Raw genomic sequence first — 20,239 nt, forward strand, 5'->3', positions numbered from 1 at the left:
CCGGACATCCCCGTGATCGCGAACCAGGAGCTTGCTGAAGCGGCGGCAGAGAGCGGCGAGGTCTGGGCGGACATGGTCACGACGCTTCCCGGATTTGAGATCCAGGTCGTCGAGGCTCAGTTGGCGGAAGCGCTCGAACATGCAGGAGGTCTTGCGAATCCGGACATTTTGGAGTTCGCGTTCTCTATTGGCGTTCTTCGGGGCGGTATCGAGGTCATGCAGGGTCGGATCCCCGCAAGTGATATACCCGCCTGGCTGCTGCTGGATGGCGCTTCACGAGGTGCGCTCGGATTTGCAGGAGCGCAAGCCGGGGGCTGGCTGGGGTTGGTTGCGATCGGACCTGCCGGTGCGCTTGTCCTGGGGCCGGCAATCGGGTGCGCAGCTTTGCTTGGCAACAGTGCGGTCAAAAACAAGGCGCAGGAGCTCCTGATGCGAAATTGGATCAGCGAACTGCTCGATCTTGGTTCAGAACTTCACAGCGCGCTCACAGCAGCGCTGGAGGGGCGTATTCGGCATCTCTCAGATCGCACGACCAAGCTGCCGTCGGTGTCGTCAAGTGAAGCGGCGCTGAACGCCTGGATGGCAGCCCGCTCACAGGATGATCTTGTCGCCGCGATAGAAGATCTGTCTGAACTCGGTGAGCAGCCGACCAAGGAAGAGCATTGTATCGAACTCCTGTTCAAGGCCTCGGACCTGGCCCCTGCCAATGGCTGCGTGTTGTCCTCGGCAAGTAAGCTAAGGCGCAAGTTTGGCGAAAAGCCCGGACTGCAAGAATTGCTTGTTGGTAAGAAACTCGACATGGTCGGTAGTGCCTACGACAAGCACCTGAGATCCCGTCTCGGTTCCTGGTTTGCCCGAGGTTAGTTCATAATGAACCTGTCAGTCTCATACACATACACGCGATCCGCGGAATTGAACGAGCATTTGTGAAGCTGAAGCACTTCCTTGAGCCCACCGAAGGAATCAATTCGTTCGGAGATAACAAACTTCATGGCCACGTCACTACTGTATTCTCGAATTGACGCCATTGTTCTCTCTATTTGAGCCGAAACAAGAGAATGACCAGAAGCCTCAGATCCAAGAGAAGTTGCTCTCAATCCCATAAGTGTTGCATCCCTGATTGACCTGAACTTGTCCGGGTCAAGATCGACGAAGTCCCAACCAAAGTTTTCTTTGTTGCTAAACATAGTCGTAATTGACTCCACACATTTCTGGCCGGCAACTTGAAAGTCGCTCCTGGTCATAGCAACCAGTTGTTCATGAGCTATCTCTCGAGCTCGCTGGGCTTTCTTCAGTTCGTTCTCCACTCTCTCCTTCTCGGTCGTCAATCGTAACTCTTCGGCGACACGGTGGTTTTGTCTCGCTTTGTTTACCACTGATATGCCAGATGCTATCGCGATGGCGAAAATGAATGCAACAGCGGCAATCGCGATCGCAGAAGATGGCTTGTTTCTTTTTTGTTCCAAAGGTTTTCCAGTTTCTCAATTGATTGGGCAGGATACAATCCAACGCCGACGGCAAAATCAACCATAAAGTGTAACCTCGATCACGCTTGCACTTGACGTCAAATCGGAACATTTTGCCCAAGAACAAGAACAGAGGCACATATGAGCGGCACCGACATCAACAGCTTGGGCAGTTTCGCCTGGCCGACTGCCAAACTTCCACAGGACGATTTCATGCAGTCCGAACATGGCAAAGTCGCGCTGCCCTTCGTGACTCTGCGTCGCCTCGATTGCTTCTTGGCACAGACCAACGAGGCCGTGCTCTCCCTGGCCGACACCTTCCCAGACGACATGGACGAGATTGCCCGGTCGCAGATCCTCTACGCGGCCAGCTGTGATGGTATCCCGCTGCCGTCACAACATGAGAAAGCGCAGATTTCTGCTGCAATCGAAGCCTCGAGTCAACAATCGCCGGAAACATCTCGGCGAGTAATCGAATCCATCGACCGCCTCCGCGAACACCGCGCCGCTCCGGTCACTGCCGCAGTCACACACCATATCGACGTGAACAGATACGGCAACCAAAGCGCAACCGACCGCACTCTCGACCGGATCGAGGAGGTGGGCTGATGAGGCGCTATGTGATCAAGACCAATGGTGCGAGTTCATTCCCGAACGGCGTCTGCCAGCCGAAGTGCGCTTCAGAGTGGGCTGGCGGGGAACTTCGATGTGCCATCACTCCAGCTCTGGCCCAGGAGGGAGAAAAGCAGGAGGCCCCTCCGATCTCCGAAGGCGACGAATTGTGGCTATGGGCCCACGAGTCGAAAGAATATGGCGGCGGCCTGGGGATAACAGCGAAGGCAACCGCAGGACCGCAGCGAGTCGACGGCGATAGGTTGTATGTGTCGTTGCAAGACATAGACGTTCTCGATCGTCCATTCGGTTTCAAGGACATCGGCATGGAACCAAGCGGTAGCCGCTTGTTTGATTTCCTGAAAACCTACCGTCAGCGCACAACCTATTTGATAGAGGACAACGACTATCCGGACTTCATAGGACTCGTCGATACACATGCCTCGGTTTTGCCTGATGAGAAGCAATCTCCTAGTGAATCGGAAAGGCCAGGCGAGTTTCGAGAGAACAAAGGTGAAGCATCGGAAGCTCTCGCTGACAGACGGGTGAACCGGTTCTTTCTCAAAGTGAATGGCGTGCTGCACTGCCCAGACGGGATCTGCCGACCTACCAAGGCTGAAGAATGGGAAGGCGGGGATGTTCTGACACCGCTCGCCGGGCCACTGAGAGCCGAGCCTGGCCTTAGCCAGGAGGCTCTACAGATCCAGCCTGGTGATGAGCTTTGGATATGGACACACGAAGACGATCAGTTTGGCCGCGGTTGGGGCCTGACCGCCAAGGCGATCGCAGGGCAGCGAAGAGATACTGGCGAACACTTGGCTGTCCCTGTGACCAAGGTAGAACTAATGTCGCGCCCCTTCGGGTTTCGTGACCTAGGTGACGGTGCTACTGGGTCTCGCCTGCTCGACTACGCGCGGTCCCGCAGACATTACCAAGTCTATCTGATCAAGGACGCCGACTATGATGATTTCCTTCGGGTGGTCGAGGAACGCTCCGTGCCGATCTCGGAAGAAGAAAAGAAGAGATACATCAACGATCGAGATGTCGCGATTGATCGGCACAAGGCAGATCTTCTTGCCGCGTCCGAGGAACGGCGGCGAGGTCTGCGAAAGCTCCGCCCACATCAACAGCGCTTCAGAGAGACGCAAATGGAGCGCCATCGCGGTCGGTGTGTGATCTCTCGATGCCGGGTGCCAGAGGCGTTGGAAGCAGCTCATGTGGTGCCACATAATGGCGATCCGGCCTTTGAGGCGCCGGATAATGGCCTCCTTCTGCGCAGCGATCTCCATAGGCTGTTCGATGCCTATCTTTGGTCCATTCATCCAGGCTCCGGCAAAGTCCGCATTTCCTCTGAACTCAAGGACACAGGATACGCCAAGTTGTCGGGTAAGGATGTTGAGCATAAGCTGGCGCAAGAGTTTCTGACATTTCATTTCAAGCAGTTCGAGAAGGTCGAAAAGGATCGACAAGGATGACCGAAACCCATCCCACCCATTCCATCCACAAGGAGATCGTCGTCGAGGAACGCATCGTCTCACAACTGGTCAATGGGCTGGGTTATATCGAAAGTTCGCCCGAGGCCTATGGCAGCTCTGACTTCGATTCCACTAGCCGCCACGATCTGGCGCATGATTAGCTCCTAAGGCGGCCAGTTTGACGCCAGTTTCTCGGATCGCGGCACCGCGAGGAGCTGATCGGAGCAGACCGAGGGCCTATTGGGGATCAGTAAATGCTTACTTTAAGGCGTTCTGCTACCTCCTGCGGAAGCTGGAGAGTCGTGCGGCCCTATTAACTGGGGAACCCCATAGATCTATATACCCCTTCTACTACACCATACCTACTCCCACATCACCACGCACGAGGAAGAGGCAGGTGCAAAGGGGTGGGTTACGAAGCTGAAGGCGCGCCCTCCAAGCACGTCCGGCAACCATGTCGATCGGCGCGGAGCGTCTACGTCCACGAGAAGCCGCTCCAGCGACGCTGCAGCTCGTCTAGAGATTTGCCGACCACATCGTTCATCTCCCCCCAGCTCTGCAGACCTTGGCCCTCGCGATCAGTTTTCCGCGGCAGTTTCTCACCCGCTCGGCGCAGTTCTTCACGCTCCTCCAACGCTTGGGCGCGGTTTCTCAGCTCAATGCCGTAGACGCCGCGTGTTCGCATCTGAACCTGGGCGTCCTCCAAGAGATGCTGCCAGGGCTTGGACGTGCCGAGCGCGAACGAAAGGAAGGGCTTGGTCAGTTTTCGGAACGAAACGGACCCCAGATCATCAATGGTGGTGAGACCGCGTTCCATGAGTGTATCGCTCCCGGAGATTGTGACCTCGATGCGCGCGCGGCGTTCGTGATCCTCCAGGATGTCCCTCGTGTTTTTCTCTCGGTTTCTGCGGTTTGCTATCTTGTGCTGGATGCTCACCTGGCAGTCGGCGTTCTTCGCGCCCTTCCACAAGGTCGAGTTGAGGTAGAGGTTCTCGCTTGGTTTGTGGGTCAGGATGCGCTGTCTGATCGCCGGGATGCCGATGGTGCTGTCCGAGTGGAAATGATCGCCTGCCTGGTGCGCGAACAGGTATCGAGGTCCGCGCCGGTCACCGTGGATCTGACGCGCATCGACATATCGCGGAACGGCCGGATCGTGGTGGTGAAATCGACTGTGAGGTGCCCAGTGATGGCGATGAAGAAGGCCGACCATCTGCTCGCGGAGCAGTATGGAATCCTCGGCCGATCTTGTGCTGCCCGGATAGAAGTCGACCGAGACCTCGATCAAGTGAAATGTGACCGCACCGTCGATCCCGTGGGCGTCGCGGATCACGTTCAGGATAGCACATAACAGTTCCGGCTTGGGGTCCTGGATCATAATCGCGAAGTGTTGACCCGTTGCTGCCGCGGGATCTTTGATCGGAAGCGCAGCGCCCCAGTCATTGTTGCTGCCCTGCGCTTTCAGATCATGCACGTAGATCTTCGCCTCGGTTGCCTTGTCTATCTTGTCGTGGAGACAATGCGGTGCTGTTGGGGCCGTGGTGTTGACCAGGATCACCATCCGGTCGATCAGCGCCTCGACTTTGTAGCTTTCGCGGATGGCGACATCGGGCATCAAGACGATCTTGTCGGTCCGATCTGCGCGGACCTTTCCTCTCGCGGATGTGGATGGGGTCGAGGTGGGTGAGTATCGCAGATGCGACGGCGGCAGAGAGGTCGCGGCACTATTGCGATACTCCTCCTCCTGCGCAGGCGACGAGTAGCCAAGCTCGATCTCAAACGGCGACGGCTTTGCCGGCACAGGTATCACTGGCTTGGTCATCGCGGGGGCCTGCGCCCTCGGTCGAGTCTTGTTCTTGTCGGTAACCGCCTTTAGCACCTTCTCGATCTCAGGCGATTTCATAATCTGCTTGCCGTCAACTACAAAGCCCCCGGACTTCATGTGCTCCAGGTAGGCGGGCAGGATGCGCTTCATAGACCGCAGCCGGGCATCGAAGAAGGAGGGCTCTTTTGGCGAACCGAAGATCCCGTGCCATCGCAAGGCTAGATCCTGTTTCGTGATCGCCTTCGTGCGGCTATTCCGCCCGGTTTGGTCAAGACCGTGCTCTTGGAGTTTCGGCCGGACGCGCAGCTCATACATTGCGACCGCGACACATTGCAGGATCGCGCGCTTGTTGGGCTGACGGCCGCCAAGCTTTTTTATCCCAGGGTGTCCATCAAGAAGTAGCCAGCGCCCGAACGCGGCCACCTCGGCGTGGGTGCTCAGAATTCCAGTGACAGAAACAGCGTGTGCAAGATCGATAGGTGTGTTTTTCTCGGCATCCTTGAAGCGTTGCGCCACGATGGTATTGAGGCGGAGACTGAAGCTTTGGTCAGAAATCTCATCTGAGAGCTCGCCAATTTCGAATAGGGCAGAAGCGGCCGCTAGGCGTTGCGCGCGCATCACGGAACGCGCCTTTGTTGCCGGTGTGTTCATGTTGGGATTGATAGGTTTTTCTTCTAACTGGTTTTGTTTACGTGGTGGCAGCAAAATGCTCAAGCTGCACAATTCCCGAACGTTGCGGCGTGAAGAAATAGAGCAAGCGACAGAAATGATGCGCTTTTTCGCCCAGGTCCGCGGTATCTTTCTTGCAAAGTCCGCTTCACCGCACACCATCAGCATCTGAAAGAAACCGGAATTTTTTGACACGCAAAAAAGCTGCGCCGAGGTCAACCTGCCGTAGACTATTCCCAATAATCCAAATATCTATCGCGCAATTTTTTGTTTCTAAGTAATAGCTTGCCTCCGTTCTTTGCATTCGAAACAACCATTGCATGTATGCCGGGTAACTGATTTGGTATGTGAAAATCCTACCGTGAGGCACTCGTGTCATTTTTCGAACATCCCATCCTCAACTCGCCCTACACCGTTCCTGCGGAACATTGGGAACTTGACACAAGCGGCCGCCCTACAGATCGGATCATTCCGAGTCGCCGGCGTTCTGATCTCATCTCGGCGATGCCGAAGGCAAAGAGCGTCAAGAAGAGCGGTGGCCAACAGGCGGAATTGGGTCTGAATGAAGCTGGCCTTGAGACCCAGGAGATGGCCTACAACGTAACTGAATTCGTCAACGACTTGCGTAGCCAGGTTGATAGCTGGCGCGCCCTGCCTAACCCGAACGACTGGCGGGTTACTCCGACGACACAGAGGTTGTTGCAACACTGGCGGGCCATCCAGCAGGATGAAAGCCAGACCATCCGGCCGTTTTTCTGCCAGCTTGAGGCAGTGGAAACAGCAATCTTTCTGGCGGAAGTCGCGCCGAAGATGGGCCCGAGGGGCAAACGCTTCCGGACCAGGCTAGAGGCAGCGAACGCAGAGGCGAACCCTGACCTATTCAGGGTGGCAATGAAGCTTGCCACGGGAGCGGGGAAGACGACCGTGATGGCGATGCTGATTGCCTGGCAAACGCTCAATGCTGTGCGAAGCCCCAACTCCAAGTCATACTCCCGTGGTTTCCTGATCGTTACCCCGGGTATCACGATCCGCGACCGCCTTCGTGTTCTCCTCCCGAACGATGCCGAAAACTACTACATGCGCATCAACCTTGTGCCGACGGACCTCATGCAGGACATGCAGAAGGCCAAGATCGTTCTCACGAATTATCATGCGTTCAAGCTGCGCGAGACGCTTCAGCTTGCCAAGGGAACAAGATCGGCACTGCAAGGCCATGGAAGCCAGCTCAAAACGTTGGAGTCCGAAGGGCAGATGATAAAACGCGTCATGCCTGAGCTGATGGGGCTTGGAAAGATCAACGTCATCAATGACGAAGCTCACCATTGCTACAGGGAGCGTGCAAACACCGAAACCGAGCGCCTCAAGGGCGACGAGAGGAAAGAAGCCGAAGAAAACGCCGAAGCTGCCCGGCTTTGGATCTCAGGGCTCGAAGCGGCCAAGCGTCAGATCGGCGTGCAGATCGTGTATGACCTGTCTGCTACTCCCTTCTTCCTTGCCGGATCGGGGTGGGTAGAGGGCACGCTTTTTCCCTGGGTGGTGTCTGATTTCTCGCTGATGGATGCCATCGAATGTGGGATCGTGAAGTTGCCCCGGGTCCCTGTCGCTGACAACCTACCGAGCGGCGAGGTGCCTCTTTACCGCGATCTGTGGAAAGAAATTGGTAAGAAGATGCCTAAAAAGGCGCGGGGGAAGACAAAGCCTAATCCGCAGAGCCTACCCATCCCGCTAAAGACAGCGATCGACGCACTGTATGGTCATTACGAGAAGACCTTCAAGCTCTGGCAGCAAGGAGGTGTTCAGATACCTCCCGTTTTCATTGTCGTCTGCAACAACACCACGAACTCCGAGCTGCTGCGTGACTACATGTCTGGGTATGAACGCGAGAACCCGGACGGCACTATCGAAGTTGTTCACGGAAAATGCCCGCTCTTTGCCAATTTCTCTACCACCGATGATGAACGCCTCCCACGACCACGCACGGTCCTGATCGATAGCGCTACGCTGGAAGCGGGTGGTGACATCGACAAGTCCTTCCGCGACGCACACGCCGACGAGATAGAAGCCTTTCGCCGGGAGCAGGCGGAACGGGGTTCATCTGAGGACCTGACAGATGCCGACATTCTTCGCGAGGTGATGAACACTGTCGGGAAAAAGGACCGGCTCGGAGAGCAGGTGCGTTGTGTTGTTTCAGTCTCCATGCTGACGGAAGGGTGGGATGCAAACAACGTAACACACATTCTCGGCCTTCGCGCGTTTGGAACGCAGCTCATCTGCGAGCAGGTCATCGGCCGCGCCTTGCGCCGTTTGTCTTACGACCTTGACCCTGACACAAAGCTCTTCCGCACGGAATATGCCGACATCATGGGCATCGACGGATTGAACTTCTCCGACCAGCCTCGTGTCGCTCCACCGCAAAAGCCGCGAGATGTAATCCAGGTGCGTGCCATGTCGCCGGAACGCGATAACCTGGAGATCACATTCCCTCGTGTGCAGGGCTATGTGGCTGACTTGCCGTCTGAGAAGCTTGAAGTCGATTTCTCGAAGACAGAGCCATACGTCCTGACACCCGAAAAAGTCGCGGCAACCGTCGTGACCATGCAGGGCATTATTGGTGAAAGCGAAAAGCTCAACCTCGACTATCTCAAGACGGCGCGGCTCTCGACCATCGCCTACAACGTCGCCAAGCACATGATCTTCGAGAAGCTGCGCGACGAGAATGGGGCGCCCAAGATGCATCTTCTGATGCCGGCCAAGCGGATTGTTCTGCAGTGGTTGAAAGAGGGCCATTTCGTCTGCAAGGGCGATACTGTGCCTGCCCAGCTCCTTTATCGCGAGCTGGCCGATGAGGTTTGTGACATCATTTTCGGTGCGCTCATCGAAGGGCCGCGTGGCGACAGCATTCTGCGCGCCGTTCTTGATCCCTACCAGCCCGAGGGGTCGACCATGGGTGTGCATTTCAACACCTCTGTCGCCACGCGCTATTCGCCACGTCCGGACCGCAGCCACCTGAACTGGATCATCACCGACAGCGACTGGGAGGACAAGCTGGCCGCCCGGATCGAGGATCACCCGAAGGTCCTCGCCTACGCCAAGAACCATAACCTAGGCTTCGAAGTGCCCTACCTCAGGGAAGGCGAGCCACATGTCTACCGTCCCGACTTCCTGATCCGCCTTGACGCGCCGGAGCCGGTGACGCTGGTGATTGAGGTCAAGGGCTTCCGTGGACACGATGCCATGCTCAAGGCCGAGACCATGCGCAACAAGTGGATCCCGGCAGTCAATCGGCTCGACGGCTTCGGCCGCTGGGGCTTTGCTGAACTGCGCTCCGCTCATGACTTTGGCCCTGACCTGGACACGGCAATTGAAGAAATGCTTGGAGCGGTGTCTGCATGAGCCAAATTTTTCTTCCAATGTGCAGAATGTGCGCCTATATATTTCTTATCCGCCCCTCGGCAGTAAGCGTTGCTCCTCGAAATCCAGAGTTTCGCCGACACCTTGGGGCTTTCTCGTTTCTGGCGTTCACATGACAAAGGTCGCAATCCTCATAGATGGCGGCTACTTTCTCAAACGCCTACGCACGGTTCGCCCTAAAACGGACACGAACGACGCCACTGCAGTTTGTCGTGACATCAGTCGCCTGGTGTCCAGCCACCTAAAGCAGATCAACAAGGTCGAGCGCGTTCCGCATGCACGTTCATTGCTATACCGCTCTTTTTTCTATGACGCGCGGCCGTATCTCGACAAAGGGCATTTGCCTGTCAGCAGCAAGGGCATAGACTACAGCAAGACAGATCGAGCCCGCTTTCACCTTGATCTGCATGACAACCTTCGTCGCACGTCCAACATGGCGGTGCGACTGGGAGAAGTTCGGCGAGACCCAGACAGCCTTTGGGAGTTGAAGCCGGCTGTCCTGCGCGATCTCCTGAAGAAGAAGCGTGATTTTGACGATCTCACTGATGATGAGTTTCGCCCTACGTTTCGGCAGAAAGCCGTCGACATGAGGATTGGATTGGACATCGCGTCTATCACGCTCAAACGACAGGCTGACATAATCGTTCTGGTCGCAGGCGACAGCGATTTCGTGCCAGCGGCCAAACTCGCCCGGCGTGAGGGTGTGAAATTCGTTCTCGACCCGCTGTGGCGTAAAGTCGACGAGAATTTGTTTGAACATATTGACGGGCTGCGCAGTGGTTTCCCCAAACCGACGCCAAAGACCGAACCGAAGGCAGAGTAATGACTGACAAGAAAACCCCCATCGAGCCCATCACCCACGAGGACGAGCGCCTGAACATCCCCACGCCGGAACTGGCGCCGATGATGGATCCCGAGGACGCACGGCCGATCAAGGTGGCCTATGAACAGCGCAACCCGGATCTCGATCCGCAGCTGATCTGGCGCGGCAAGGATATCGACCAGGAGGCGGTGACGGTGGATGCGCCGCCGATCTACCTGCAGGAACAGGTCCACCCTAAGGCGATCATCGAGGACCTGCGCGCCGGCAACAAGCGCAACGGCGAAGGCGGAGGCGCGGACCTGTTTGATCATTTCGGGCTGACCGACGAGGACCGCGAGGCGGAGATCGAGTTTTACCGCCACCATCGCAAGTGGTCGAACCGGATGATCCTGGGCGACGGGCTCCAGGTCATGGCGTCCCTCGCCGAGCGCGAAGGGCTGAAGGGGCAGGTGCAGGCGATCTATATCGACCCGCCCTATGGCATCAAGTTCAACTCCAACTTCCAGTGGTCCACCACCTCGCGCGATGTGAAGGACGGCAAGCTGGAGCATCTGACCCGCGAGCCCGAGCAGGTGAAGGCCTTTCGCGACACCTGGCGCGACGGCATCCATTCCTACCTGCAATACCTGCGCGACCGATTGGTCGTAGCGCGGGAACTGCTGTCCGAGAGCGGGTCATGCTTTGTTCAGATCGGGGACGAGAATGTCCACCGTGTGCGCGCGCTGATGGATGAGGTGTTCGGTGAAGAGAATTTTGTCGCGCAAATCTCGGTGAAGAAAACGAGCGGTGCGACTTCCGATTATATGCCAGGCACCGTGGATTACATCGTCTTCTTTGCGAAGAATAAGCCGCGTTTGAAATATCGACAGCAGTATCTCGAGCGCGAACTTGGAGATGATGGCGACAAAACCTACAGGTTCCTTGACGGTGAAGATTTTTCGAGACGCGGGTTGTCGGCCGTCGAGATCGCCGAGGTGAAGAAAACTAAAGCTCGTTTTCGTGTCTTCCGGCAGCAAACAATGACCAGTCAGTCAATCGGACGGGAAAAGGGCGAAGGCGCTGCAAGTTGGTTTGGCGTCACACTTGCAGGAAAGACGATCAAACCGCCGGCAACTGCACGCTGGAAAACTAACGAAATCGGAATGGAGCGATTGGCGAAGTCCCGCCGTGTTGAGCCGACTGGGCGACTGATATCATATATCCGGTTCCATGGCGATTTTCCGGTATATCCTGTCACTGATCTTTGGACAGACACACAATCCGGAAGCGCGATGGGCAAACTCTACGTCGTGCAAACGAGCCAGAAGATCGTCCAACGCTGCCTCCTAATGACCACCGACCCGGGCGATCTCGTGCTCGATCCCACCTGTGGATCCGGCACTACCGCATCTGTGGCCGAGCAATGGGGACGGCGTTGGATCACCATCGACACCTCCCGCGTGGCCCTCGCCCTCGCCCGCGCGCGGATCATGGGCGCGAAATACCCCTGGTATCTGCTTAAGGACTCTGAGGCTGGGCAAAGGAAAGAGGCCGAGGTCACCCGCTCCGCCCCCGCCACGGCAGCGACCTACAACGACATCCGCCACGGCTTCGTCTATCAGCGCGTGCCCCACATCACCCTGAAAAGCATCGCCAACAACACCGAGATCGACACGATCTGGGAGGCGATGCAGCCCGCCGTCGAGGCCGCCCTGTTGGACCTCAACGCAGCGCTCTCCGGCCACGCCGCGCCTTTCGAGGTCGAAACCGGCGGCCGCAAGGGCGACAAGATCGACTTCACCGCCTCGGGCGAGGTCGAATTGCCCAGCGGAGAGATGGCCCCGGCAAACGGTTTCATGGAATGGGAGGTTCCGCGCGAGGCTCGGGAGGACTGGCCCGACGCGGCGAACAAGGCTTTGGCCGCGTTCTGGGAAGCGCGCATCGCCCGCCAGAAAGAGATCGACGCCTCCATCGCCGCCAAGGCCGATTACGAGTTTCTCTATGACAAGCCCTACGAAGACAAGAAACGCGTCCGCGTCGCCGGACCGTTTACCGTCGAGAGCCTGTCACCCCACCGCACGCAAGCCGTGAACGAACATGGCGAGCTGATCGACGAGGTAGAGGCCGCGCGTGGTAAGCGGGCTGCGGATGCGACTGAGGCCGACAACTACCGCGCCTCTATCCTAGAAAACCTCAAGAAGGCGGGTGTGCAGCAGGCGGACAAGGCCGATAAGGTCGAGTTCACCTCGCTCCAGCCCTGGCCTGGCGAATGGCTGGCGGCCGAGGGGCGTTATTTGGAGGGCGACATGGAGCGCAAGGCCGGCATCATGATTGGCCCGGAATACGGCACTCTGCAACGTGCGGACATAGTCGCAGCCGCTCGGGAAGCGGTGGAGTGCGGTTTCGATGCCTTGATCACCTGTGCCTTCAACTACGACGCTCACACGGATCGCGTCAGGATTGGGGATTTGACGATACTCAAGGCACGGATGAATCCGGATCTTCACATGGCAGGAGATTTGAAGGCTGGGGGCGGCAACCTGTTCGTCGTGTTCGGCGAACCAGACATCGAGGTGAAGGAGGATGGCGACAAGCTACGGATAGATTTGCTTGGCGTCGACATCTTCAAACCGGCGACCGGCCAGGTGGTGTCGTCTGAACCGGACGACATCGCGTGCTGGTTCATCGACACGGACTACAACGAGGAGTCGTTCTTCGTTCGGCACGCGTATTTCCCGGGCGCGGATATTCCCTACAAGCAGCTGAAGACGACCCTGAAGGGGGAGATCGACGAGGAAGCCTGGGACAGCCTGAAACGCACCGTGTCGCGCCCCTTCGCGCGCCCGAAGTCGGGGCGGGTGGCTGTGAAGGTAATCAATCACCTCGGGGACGAGGTGATGAAGGTGTTGGGGGTTTAGTGATGCCCAAAAAGCGAGGATCCTACCTTGGCGGAGGCTCGATAATAAGAGCCCATGCTATTGGCTACCGAAGGCGCGGACCGGTAATTCGCAAGGAAGGTATTTTGAAGGCCGCTGTTGAAGAATGGAAACCTGAGGGTGCGAAGTCTTGGGTCGTTTCACCAAAGGACGACGAAGAACTCGAGCGCCAAAAAAAGCGCAAACCGAAAAACAGAGGAAAACGCTATCGCAAAACTGCGAAGCAAGTCCTTAAAGAGCGCGAAGCGGAGGTGGAACGCCGGCGAGCAGCCAGGCTGGAAAAAATCGAACAAAGGCGGAATCATGATTCTGACTTTGATGCAAAATACCGCGAAAAAGTGAAAGCAGCAGAGGAAAAGCAGGCCAATCGTAAGAGGTTTGTGGTCGAAGTGCGTAGTAAGAGACGTTCCTCATGACGCATCGCATTGCCGACACTTTCTACGACGCTCTCGCGAAGCTGACTCAGCAGGAACAAAAGCAGGTCAAGACAGCCGCATTCGATTTTCAAATGGATCCAAGCCTGCCCGGGCTCTCGATGCATCGGGTGGACCGCGCCCGTGATCCGAATTTCTGGACCGCGCGCGTGAACCGCGACATCCGCATGGTGATCCACAAGAAAGATGGCCAAACCCTTCTGGCCTGGGTCGGCCATCATGATTCAGCCTATCGTTGGGCCGAGACGCGGAGGATCGAAAGCCATCCTCGCACGGGGTCGATCCAGATCGTCGAGGCGCGAGAAACCATCGAAGAGGTTGTCGTCCAACGTTACGTAGAGAAAGCCGTCGAACTGCCGCGTCCTTTGGCTGCCAAGGATGACGATACACTCTTGTCCTGGGGTGTGCCGTTAGACTGGCTCGATACCGTGCGGGATGTGACCGAGGACACGGTGCTCGACATTGCCGGGCGGCTGCCAACTGAGGCGGCAAATGCTATCCTTTCGGCCGCTGTTGGCGAGACACCCGTGCCAGCTGTCGTGTCAGTAGAGGGGGCGGACCCGTGGACTCACCCCGACACAATGCGCAGATTCCGCGTCCTGGAGAATGTCGAGGAATTGCAGGCTGCTCTGGACGCGCCTTGGGAGAAGTGGGCCGTATTCCTGCACCCCGCGCAACAGGAATATGTGGATCGCGACTTTAATGGTCCGGCACGCGTGATTGGTTCTGCCGGAACTGGCAAAACCGTAGTTGCGCTCCACCGAGCGGCACGTTTGGCGGAAAACCCTGGCGTGAAGGTCTTGCTGACCACGTTCAACCGCAAGCTCGCGGACAACCTCCGAGAAAAAATCCCACAGGTTGCCTCGTCCGATGCGTTGGACCGCATCGTGGTCGAGGCGCTGCCGGTGCTCATCGCCCGGCTGCATCGCGAAACTTTCGGGGATAGTGAAATCGTTGATGAGACATCCTTGCGTCACTTCCTAGTCGAAGCGGCCAGTGAACAGGAGATGCAAGTTGATCCGGATTTCCTGTTCGACGAATGGTCTCTGGTCGTCGATGCATGGGACATCAGCACGCAGGAAGCCTACCGCGATTTGCCGCGCCTAGGCCGAAAAGTTCGCATGGCAGCGTCGAGGCGAGACGCTCTCTGGCAGGTATTTGAATCGGTTCGCGAGAGGCTTGTGCGGGAGTTGGTTAAAACCGAGGCACAGCTCGCCCATGAGCTTTCCGAGAGTGGAGCTCTCCCCTTTGACCATGTCCTTATTGATGAAGCGCAGGACATCTCGGTAGCAGAACTGAAGCTGCTTGGACGCCAGGTTGGAGACAAGCCGAACGGCTTGTTCTTTGCCGGCGACATTGGTCAGCGCATATTCCGTGCGCCATTCCCCTGGACAGCGGCCGGTATCGAATTGCGAGGGCGATCTCGCAGTCTAAAGGTGAACTACCGGACGTCACATCAAATCAGGTGCCAAAGTGACAGGTTGTTGCCTGAAACACTGGTCGAGGCAGACGGCAACGAAGAGTCCAGAACTGGTGTTACTTCGGTGTTCGATGGACCCGTGCCAACTTTTCGCGCATTTGAGACATCCGACGCTGAACTTGAAGCGCTGGTCGAGTGGGTGCGTGACCGGCTAACAACCGACGGCGTGCCGCCTTCTGAACTCGCAGTTTTGTTGAGAAACGAAGTTGAGGTGGAGCGCTACGCCGAGGTTTTGTCGGTAGAGAATGTGCAGATCATACTGATGCACGACGCAAAAGGTGCCGAGTATCGTGCCGTGGCGATTGGTGGACTGAACGACGGGACACTCCCAGACGAGATGCGGTTACTAGCTGCAAAAGACGAAGCTCAATTAGACGAAGTTATGAACACCGAACGGCACCTACTGTATGTGGCCGCAACGAGGGCTCGTGATCACCTTTGGATGTCGGGTGTTGCGCCAGTCTCCGAGTTCTTGGTTGATCTCTTGGAGGAGTGAAAGCGCCACCTTGCGTCTGGCATCGTCCAGACTGTCGAACATCTCCTCGTTTAAGAGCTCGTCGCGCAGGCTGCCGTTGAATGACTCGATGAAGGCATTCTGCTGCGACTTGCCCGAGTCGAGTGCATTGTCCGGCATAAATGAAAATAGTAGGTGCCCAATCGTGCCTGCAATGCGTCCCACAAGGGTTCCCAAGTGTCCGACATCTGCTACACCTAGGGAAAGACTGGCAATTTGGTGCTCATGAACCTCGCTTCAAAATCCTTTCTGGGGTTCCTGATTGACCCTTTCAGGCGACATCCAAGGTCCTTGACCCTGCAAGAAAATGGTATTGCAGCGCGCGGCGCTGGATCGCCCTGGATTGGATTTGAAGCTATCGCCACGCGCCCATCGGTCCGGAAGGGCCTTCTCTCGTCGTCTCTTTCGCTCGATCTTGGGGGCGACCGAAACCTGACCTTACCTGCGGTGGAGCCCTCTGCGGCCAGAACCTTCGCGGACGCGGCTACAATAGCCTGGGTGAATTTCAATCGGGCGGAGCTGGAAAAGGAGGACGCCACGGTCCGGCGAATCCTGCACGCGCTCGATGCGCTCATGGTCCCGGAGGTTTATCCTGCCGCATGCCACGTATCGCCGCTGGCGCGCGATGCTGCCGATCTGAGCAGCCGCGTGCTGTCCAAGCTGAACGCCGAGGCCGTGGGCGACAAGGTGATGTCGCGGATCGCGCCGATCATGGCGTTCGCTGCCGATCCGAATGCCGCCCGTGAAGTAGCTATCGAGGCGTTCGTGGAAGATCAATTGCTTCGTTGGAAGGATTTCTTCGACACGGTCGAGTCCATGCCGCTGACGCCGGAACAGCGGCTGTCCGTCGTCGTCGACGAAGACGCAACGCTGGTTCTGGCCGGCGCGGGGTCGGGCAAGACCAGCGTGATCAGCGCGAAGGCCGCCTACCTCGTGAAGGCCGGGATACGAAAGCCAAGCGAGCTCCTGCTGCTAGCCTTCGCGAAGGATGCCGCAACTGAGATGTCGGAGCGGATAGAGGCCAGGTGCGGGGTCCCCGTGACAGCGCGCACCTTCCACGCATTGGCCTATGAGATCATTGGCGAAGTGGAGGGCGAGAAGCCACCCTTGGCGCCGACCGCGACCGATGACAAGGCGTTCCTGTCGCTCATCAAGGAGATCCTCCGGCACATCGTGGCGACTGCCAGCGAGATCGCACAGACCGTGATCGGCTGGTTCGCTGGTTTCTTCGACGACTTCCCGACAGAGTGGGATTTCAAGACGAAGCACGAATGGTATGCGCAGATCGAAACCCGCAACTTGCGGACGCTGCAAGGCGAGACGGTGAACAGCTTTGAAGAGCTTCTGATCGCCAACTGGCTGTTCCGGAATGGCATCGCCTACGAATACGAGCCGAGCTACGAGCACAAGCTCCGGAAGACTGGGCGCCGCACCTACTTGCCCGATTTCCGGCTGACGGAGAGCGGCGTTTACATCGAGCACTTCGGTGTGCGTAAGAAACGCGGCAGGGACGGCGTCGAGGAATTGACCACGGCGCCTTACGTCGATCGCGATGAATACCTCGAAAGCATGGACTGGAAACGGCAGGTCCATGCCGAGCACGAGACGGTTCTGGTGGAAACTTATAGCTGGGAGCGTGAAGAAGGCAGGCTGCTCGAAGCGCTTGCCAAAAAGCTTGAACCATACGTCACGCTGCGGCCGATCCCAGACATCGAGATTTACGATCGCGTGGCCGAGGTCGGGGTGGTGGACAGCTTTACCTCGCTGATGGGCACTTTCCTACGTCACTTCAAGAACGGTGGCTACCGGGTCGAGGACTGTTCAGACAAGGCGCAAACGCTGAAGATGGGCAAACGCGCCGAAGCATTCCTGAAGATCTTCGGCGCCGTGTTCCGCGAGTATCAATCCCGCCTGGGTGATCGGATCGACTTCGAGGACATGGTGAACTATGCGACCTCCCTCGTCGAAAGCGGGCGCTACCAAAGCCCATTTCGGCATATCCTCGTAGACGAGTTTCAGGACATCTCGACCGGACGGGCGAAGTTGATCCAGGCCCTCAAGCGCCAGCATTCCGATGCCAAGGTGTTTGCCGTCGGCGACGACTGGCAGTCGATATACCGCTTCGCCGGGTCGGACATCCACATCATGCGCAACTTCGGCGCTGAATTCGGTGGCACCTATGCAGGAGCTACTGATGTCCATCGGACCGTCGACCTCGGCCGGACCTTCCGATCCGTCGACAAGATTGCCCTGGCGGCCCGTCGCTTCGTTCTGCGAAATCCGGCACAGATCACCAAGACGGTGGTCCCCGCAGGCGAGACGGACGAGCCGTCGATTAGGATCGCCTGGAGGCGCCGCGACACCGGGGAGACGACCTTGAATGACACCGTGGCCGCTCTTGCCACTACTGAAGGCAAGGGGGGCGGGAAACCGTCCATCCTGATCCTGGGGAGATACCGTTTCCTGAGGCCCGATGTCGGGCGGCTTCAGCGCCAGAATCCCGAGGCGACGATCACCTTCAAGACCATCCATGCATCGAAAGGCCTTGAGGCTGATCACGTGATCATCCTTGGCGCCGACAACGCCAAGATGGGTTTCCCGTCGATGATCGTCGACGACCCTCTGCTTAGCTTGGTATCGCCCGAGAGCGAGCCATTTCCGAATGCCGAAGAACGGCGAGTCATGTATGTCGCCGTGACCCGGGCCCGGCGGACGGTGACCATCCTTGCATCCGAATCGCGCCCCTCCGTCTTCGTTGAAGAGCTGATGAAAGAGCCCGAGTTCGGCGTGGTTGTGCCTTTGGAGGCTCAGAAGCACACCCACACCTGTCCGGGTTGCGGTGGACGTCTGCTCCACATGGCCGGCAAGGACGGTCGCGATTGGTATCGCTGCGAGCATGTGAAGCTGTGCGGCAGTCGTATGCCGGCTTGTCCCGCCTGTGGTGTTGGACTCCCGGTCCGTTCTCGGGCCAGTGGTGATCTGATTTGTAGTGATTGCGGGGTAACCCAGCCGGCTTGTCCTAGTTGCGACGCGGGATGGCTTGTCGAACGACGCGGTCGCTATGGAGCATTTCTTGGTTGTGTCCGTTTCCCAGATTGTGATGGCAAGGCCAAGCTGCAGAAAAGCGCGTGACATGCTCAAAGAGCGGGATCCAGCCGTCATTGGTGCGATCAGCCACAACGGTCCGCAGGCAGCGCATCCCCTACATTCATAATTGCCTCGGCGAACGGTAGCTCCCCGCCCTGAAAGCTCGATTGCTTCAGCGTCATCACGCAATCACGGCGGTCATCTCGTTAACATTCTTGCAGTCCCAATTTAACTCCCAAGAAATCGCCCCCAATCCTCCATCATCTCTCGCCTTCTCTCGACCATGTCACTCCGCCTGTAGGCACGTTCAACGTCGCTGCCGACATTGTGTGCAAGAGCCAACTCGGCCATGTCGCGAGGGTAGTTCGTGCGTTCCGCCGCCCAGTCCCTAAAGCTGGAGCGCAGCCCGTGTGGAACCGCTGGCCGGCGCGAGCGAGGGTCAAGAAAGCCAGATCGTCCTTCTTTCTCCTCGGCAGCTTGGATCCTGCGCATCACGGCTGAGATCGTCATGTCGGACATCTGTCCGTTTTTTGGGGACGGGAAGACAAAAGGGCAGTCCATCAGCCGGGGTTGGCCGGCAAGCAGTTCGACTGCGGTGGCGGAAAGGGGCACACGATGCTCGCGCCCGGCCTTCATTCGATCCCCTGGAACCGTCCAGATACCGTTGGCCAGGTCGATCTCATCCCAGAGCGCGCCTCGCACTTCGCCTGATCGAGACGCGGTCAGGGTGAGGAACTCCAGCGCACGGGCCGCCATGCCTTCCCTGGTGCGCAGCACGCGGAACCAGTTCTCGATCTCGTCCAGGGCGACGGCCGGATACCTGTTCTCCTTCTGCACCTTGTTGGGGGAGGGGAGGATCTGTTGTAGGTTACCTTTCCACCGCGCCGGGTTCTCGCCCTCGCGTAGCCCCATCACCTTGGACCAGTCCAGAACCGCCTCGATGCGCTGGCGGACCCGGGAGGCGGTCTCGTTCTTCGTGGTCCAGATCGGGCGCAGAACAGCCAAGATGTCCTCAACCGCGATGGATGCGACTCCCTTGTCGCCTATCACCGGGAAGGCATAGGTGGTCAGTGTCGAGCGCCACTGTTTGATGTGCTTGGCGTTCTTTAGCTCGCCTTGCACCTTTTCCGCGTAGTAGCGTTCGAAAGCATCCTCGAAGGTGGTTCGCTGTCTCTGCTCGACAGCGAGTGCGGCACGCTCGACCTGGCGCTCCTCAACTGGGTCAATGCCAGCACTGATCTTGCGCTTCATCTCCAGTGCTCGTTCGCGCGCTTCTGCGAGGGATACCTCTGGAAAAGGGCCGAGGCCGATATGTCTTCGGTTGCGTCCAACCGTGACCCGGAATATCCATGATCTGGCCCCGGTATCAGTAATATTCAGGCTCAGCCCGGCAGGGGTTCCACCGACCGCGTGGCGGCCTGGCTCAGACAGTCTCTTTACTTGGATCGCTTTTAGCTCTTTGGCCTGTTTTGGCATTTCTTGCCACCATCCTTGCCACCAAAAATTATTCTATTGATTGCATGTCGATGTG

At 57.7% G+C, this 20,239-nt stretch carries 13 protein-coding genes and 1 pseudogene; 10 read left to right on the forward strand and 4 right to left on the reverse strand.

The features are described 5' to 3' along the window. The first annotated feature begins 12 nt into the window (after positions 1-12). Positions 13-864 carry a hypothetical protein gene (locus ACP15U_RS08085; protein WP_425044641.1) on the forward strand — a complete coding sequence of 284 codons (852 nt, stop codon included), beginning with the start codon at positions 13-15 and terminating at the stop codon, positions 862-864. Here ACP15U_RS08085 and ACP15U_RS08090 read toward each other — a convergent pair. Next, positions 861-1,466, reverse strand: a complete 606-nt coding sequence (locus ACP15U_RS08090) for a hypothetical protein (RefSeq protein ID WP_425044642.1) — start codon at positions 1,464-1,466, stop codon at positions 861-863. The genes ACP15U_RS08085 and ACP15U_RS08090 overlap by 4 nt on opposite strands. Before the next feature lie 141 nt (positions 1,467-1,607). On the opposite strand from ACP15U_RS08090, the gene ACP15U_RS08095 reads away from it, so the two are divergent. The 3 genes from ACP15U_RS08095 to ACP15U_RS08105 are packed head-to-tail and all read left to right on the forward strand — an operon-like array spanning position 1,608 to position 3,714. Further along, on the forward strand, positions 1,608-2,075 hold the full coding sequence (locus ACP15U_RS08095) for a hypothetical protein (RefSeq protein WP_425044643.1): 468 nt from the start codon (positions 1,608-1,610) through the stop codon (positions 2,073-2,075). Further along, complete coding sequence (locus tag ACP15U_RS08100; protein WP_425044644.1) at positions 2,075-3,553, forward strand: HNH endonuclease; 1,479 nt, start codon at positions 2,075-2,077, stop codon at positions 3,551-3,553. Before ACP15U_RS08095 ends, ACP15U_RS08100 begins: the two co-directional genes overlap by 1 nt. Next, on the forward strand, positions 3,550-3,714 hold the full coding sequence (locus ACP15U_RS08105; RefSeq protein ID WP_425044645.1) for a hypothetical protein: 165 nt from the start codon (positions 3,550-3,552) through the stop codon (positions 3,712-3,714). Before ACP15U_RS08100 ends, ACP15U_RS08105 begins: the two co-directional genes overlap by 4 nt. Before the next feature lie 314 nt (positions 3,715-4,028). On the opposite strand, the gene ACP15U_RS08110 is transcribed toward ACP15U_RS08105, so the two are convergent. Then, the gene (locus tag ACP15U_RS08110; RefSeq protein WP_425044646.1) at positions 4,029-6,089 is read right to left on the reverse strand and encodes a hypothetical protein; all 2,061 of its coding nucleotides are present in this window, start codon (positions 6,087-6,089) and stop codon (positions 4,029-4,031) included. 327 nt (positions 6,090-6,416) lie between these two features. On the opposite strand from ACP15U_RS08110, the gene ACP15U_RS08115 reads away from it, so the two are divergent. The 5 genes from ACP15U_RS08115 to ACP15U_RS08135 all read left to right on the forward strand — a co-directional run bounded on the left by ACP15U_RS08115 (position 6,417) and on the right by ACP15U_RS08135 (position 15,603). After that, positions 6,417-9,437, forward strand: a complete 3,021-nt coding sequence (locus ACP15U_RS08115; RefSeq protein ID WP_425044647.1) for a BPTD_3080 family restriction endonuclease — start codon at positions 6,417-6,419, stop codon at positions 9,435-9,437. Between the two features lie 130 nt (positions 9,438-9,567). Next, positions 9,568-10,278 carry an NYN domain-containing protein gene (locus tag ACP15U_RS08120; protein WP_425044648.1) on the forward strand — a complete coding sequence of 237 codons (711 nt, stop codon included), beginning with the start codon at positions 9,568-9,570 and terminating at the stop codon, positions 10,276-10,278. Next, positions 10,278-13,175, forward strand: a complete 2,898-nt coding sequence (locus ACP15U_RS08125; protein WP_425044649.1) for a site-specific DNA-methyltransferase — start codon at positions 10,278-10,280, stop codon at positions 13,173-13,175. The genes ACP15U_RS08120 and ACP15U_RS08125 overlap by 1 nt, the downstream gene beginning before the upstream one ends. Before the next feature lie 2 nt (positions 13,176-13,177). Beyond that, complete coding sequence (locus ACP15U_RS08130) at positions 13,178-13,609, forward strand: hypothetical protein (protein WP_425044650.1); 432 nt, start codon at positions 13,178-13,180, stop codon at positions 13,607-13,609. After that, positions 13,606-15,603, forward strand: a complete 1,998-nt coding sequence (locus ACP15U_RS08135; protein ID WP_425044651.1) for a UvrD-helicase domain-containing protein — start codon at positions 13,606-13,608, stop codon at positions 15,601-15,603. Before ACP15U_RS08130 ends, ACP15U_RS08135 begins: the two co-directional genes overlap by 4 nt. On the opposite strand, the pseudogene ACP15U_RS08140 reads toward ACP15U_RS08135, so the two are convergent. Next, positions 15,604-15,723, reverse strand: a pseudogene (locus tag ACP15U_RS08140) (integrase core domain-containing protein); the annotation flags it as partial. It lies immediately after the preceding gene. Positions 15,724-15,846: 123 nt separating this feature from the next. On the opposite strand from ACP15U_RS08140, the gene ACP15U_RS08145 reads away from it, so the two are divergent. Continuing rightward, positions 15,847-18,753 (forward strand): UvrD-helicase domain-containing protein, encoded by a 2,907-nt coding sequence (locus tag ACP15U_RS08145; protein WP_425044674.1) that lies wholly within the window; start codon positions 15,847-15,849, stop codon positions 18,751-18,753. A 183-nt stretch (positions 18,754-18,936) separates the two neighbouring features. Here ACP15U_RS08145 and ACP15U_RS08150 read toward each other — a convergent pair whose 3' ends face one another. Next, entirely contained in the window at positions 18,937-20,184 is a 1,248-nt protein-coding gene (locus ACP15U_RS08150) for a tyrosine-type recombinase/integrase (RefSeq protein WP_425044652.1), read from the reverse strand. Positions 20,185-20,239: the final 55 nt, after the last annotated feature.

Origin of the sequence: Primorskyibacter sp. S87 (assembly GCF_049801055.1) — a bacterium.
GTDB lineage: Bacteria > Pseudomonadota > Alphaproteobacteria > Rhodobacterales > Rhodobacteraceae > JBNAGF01.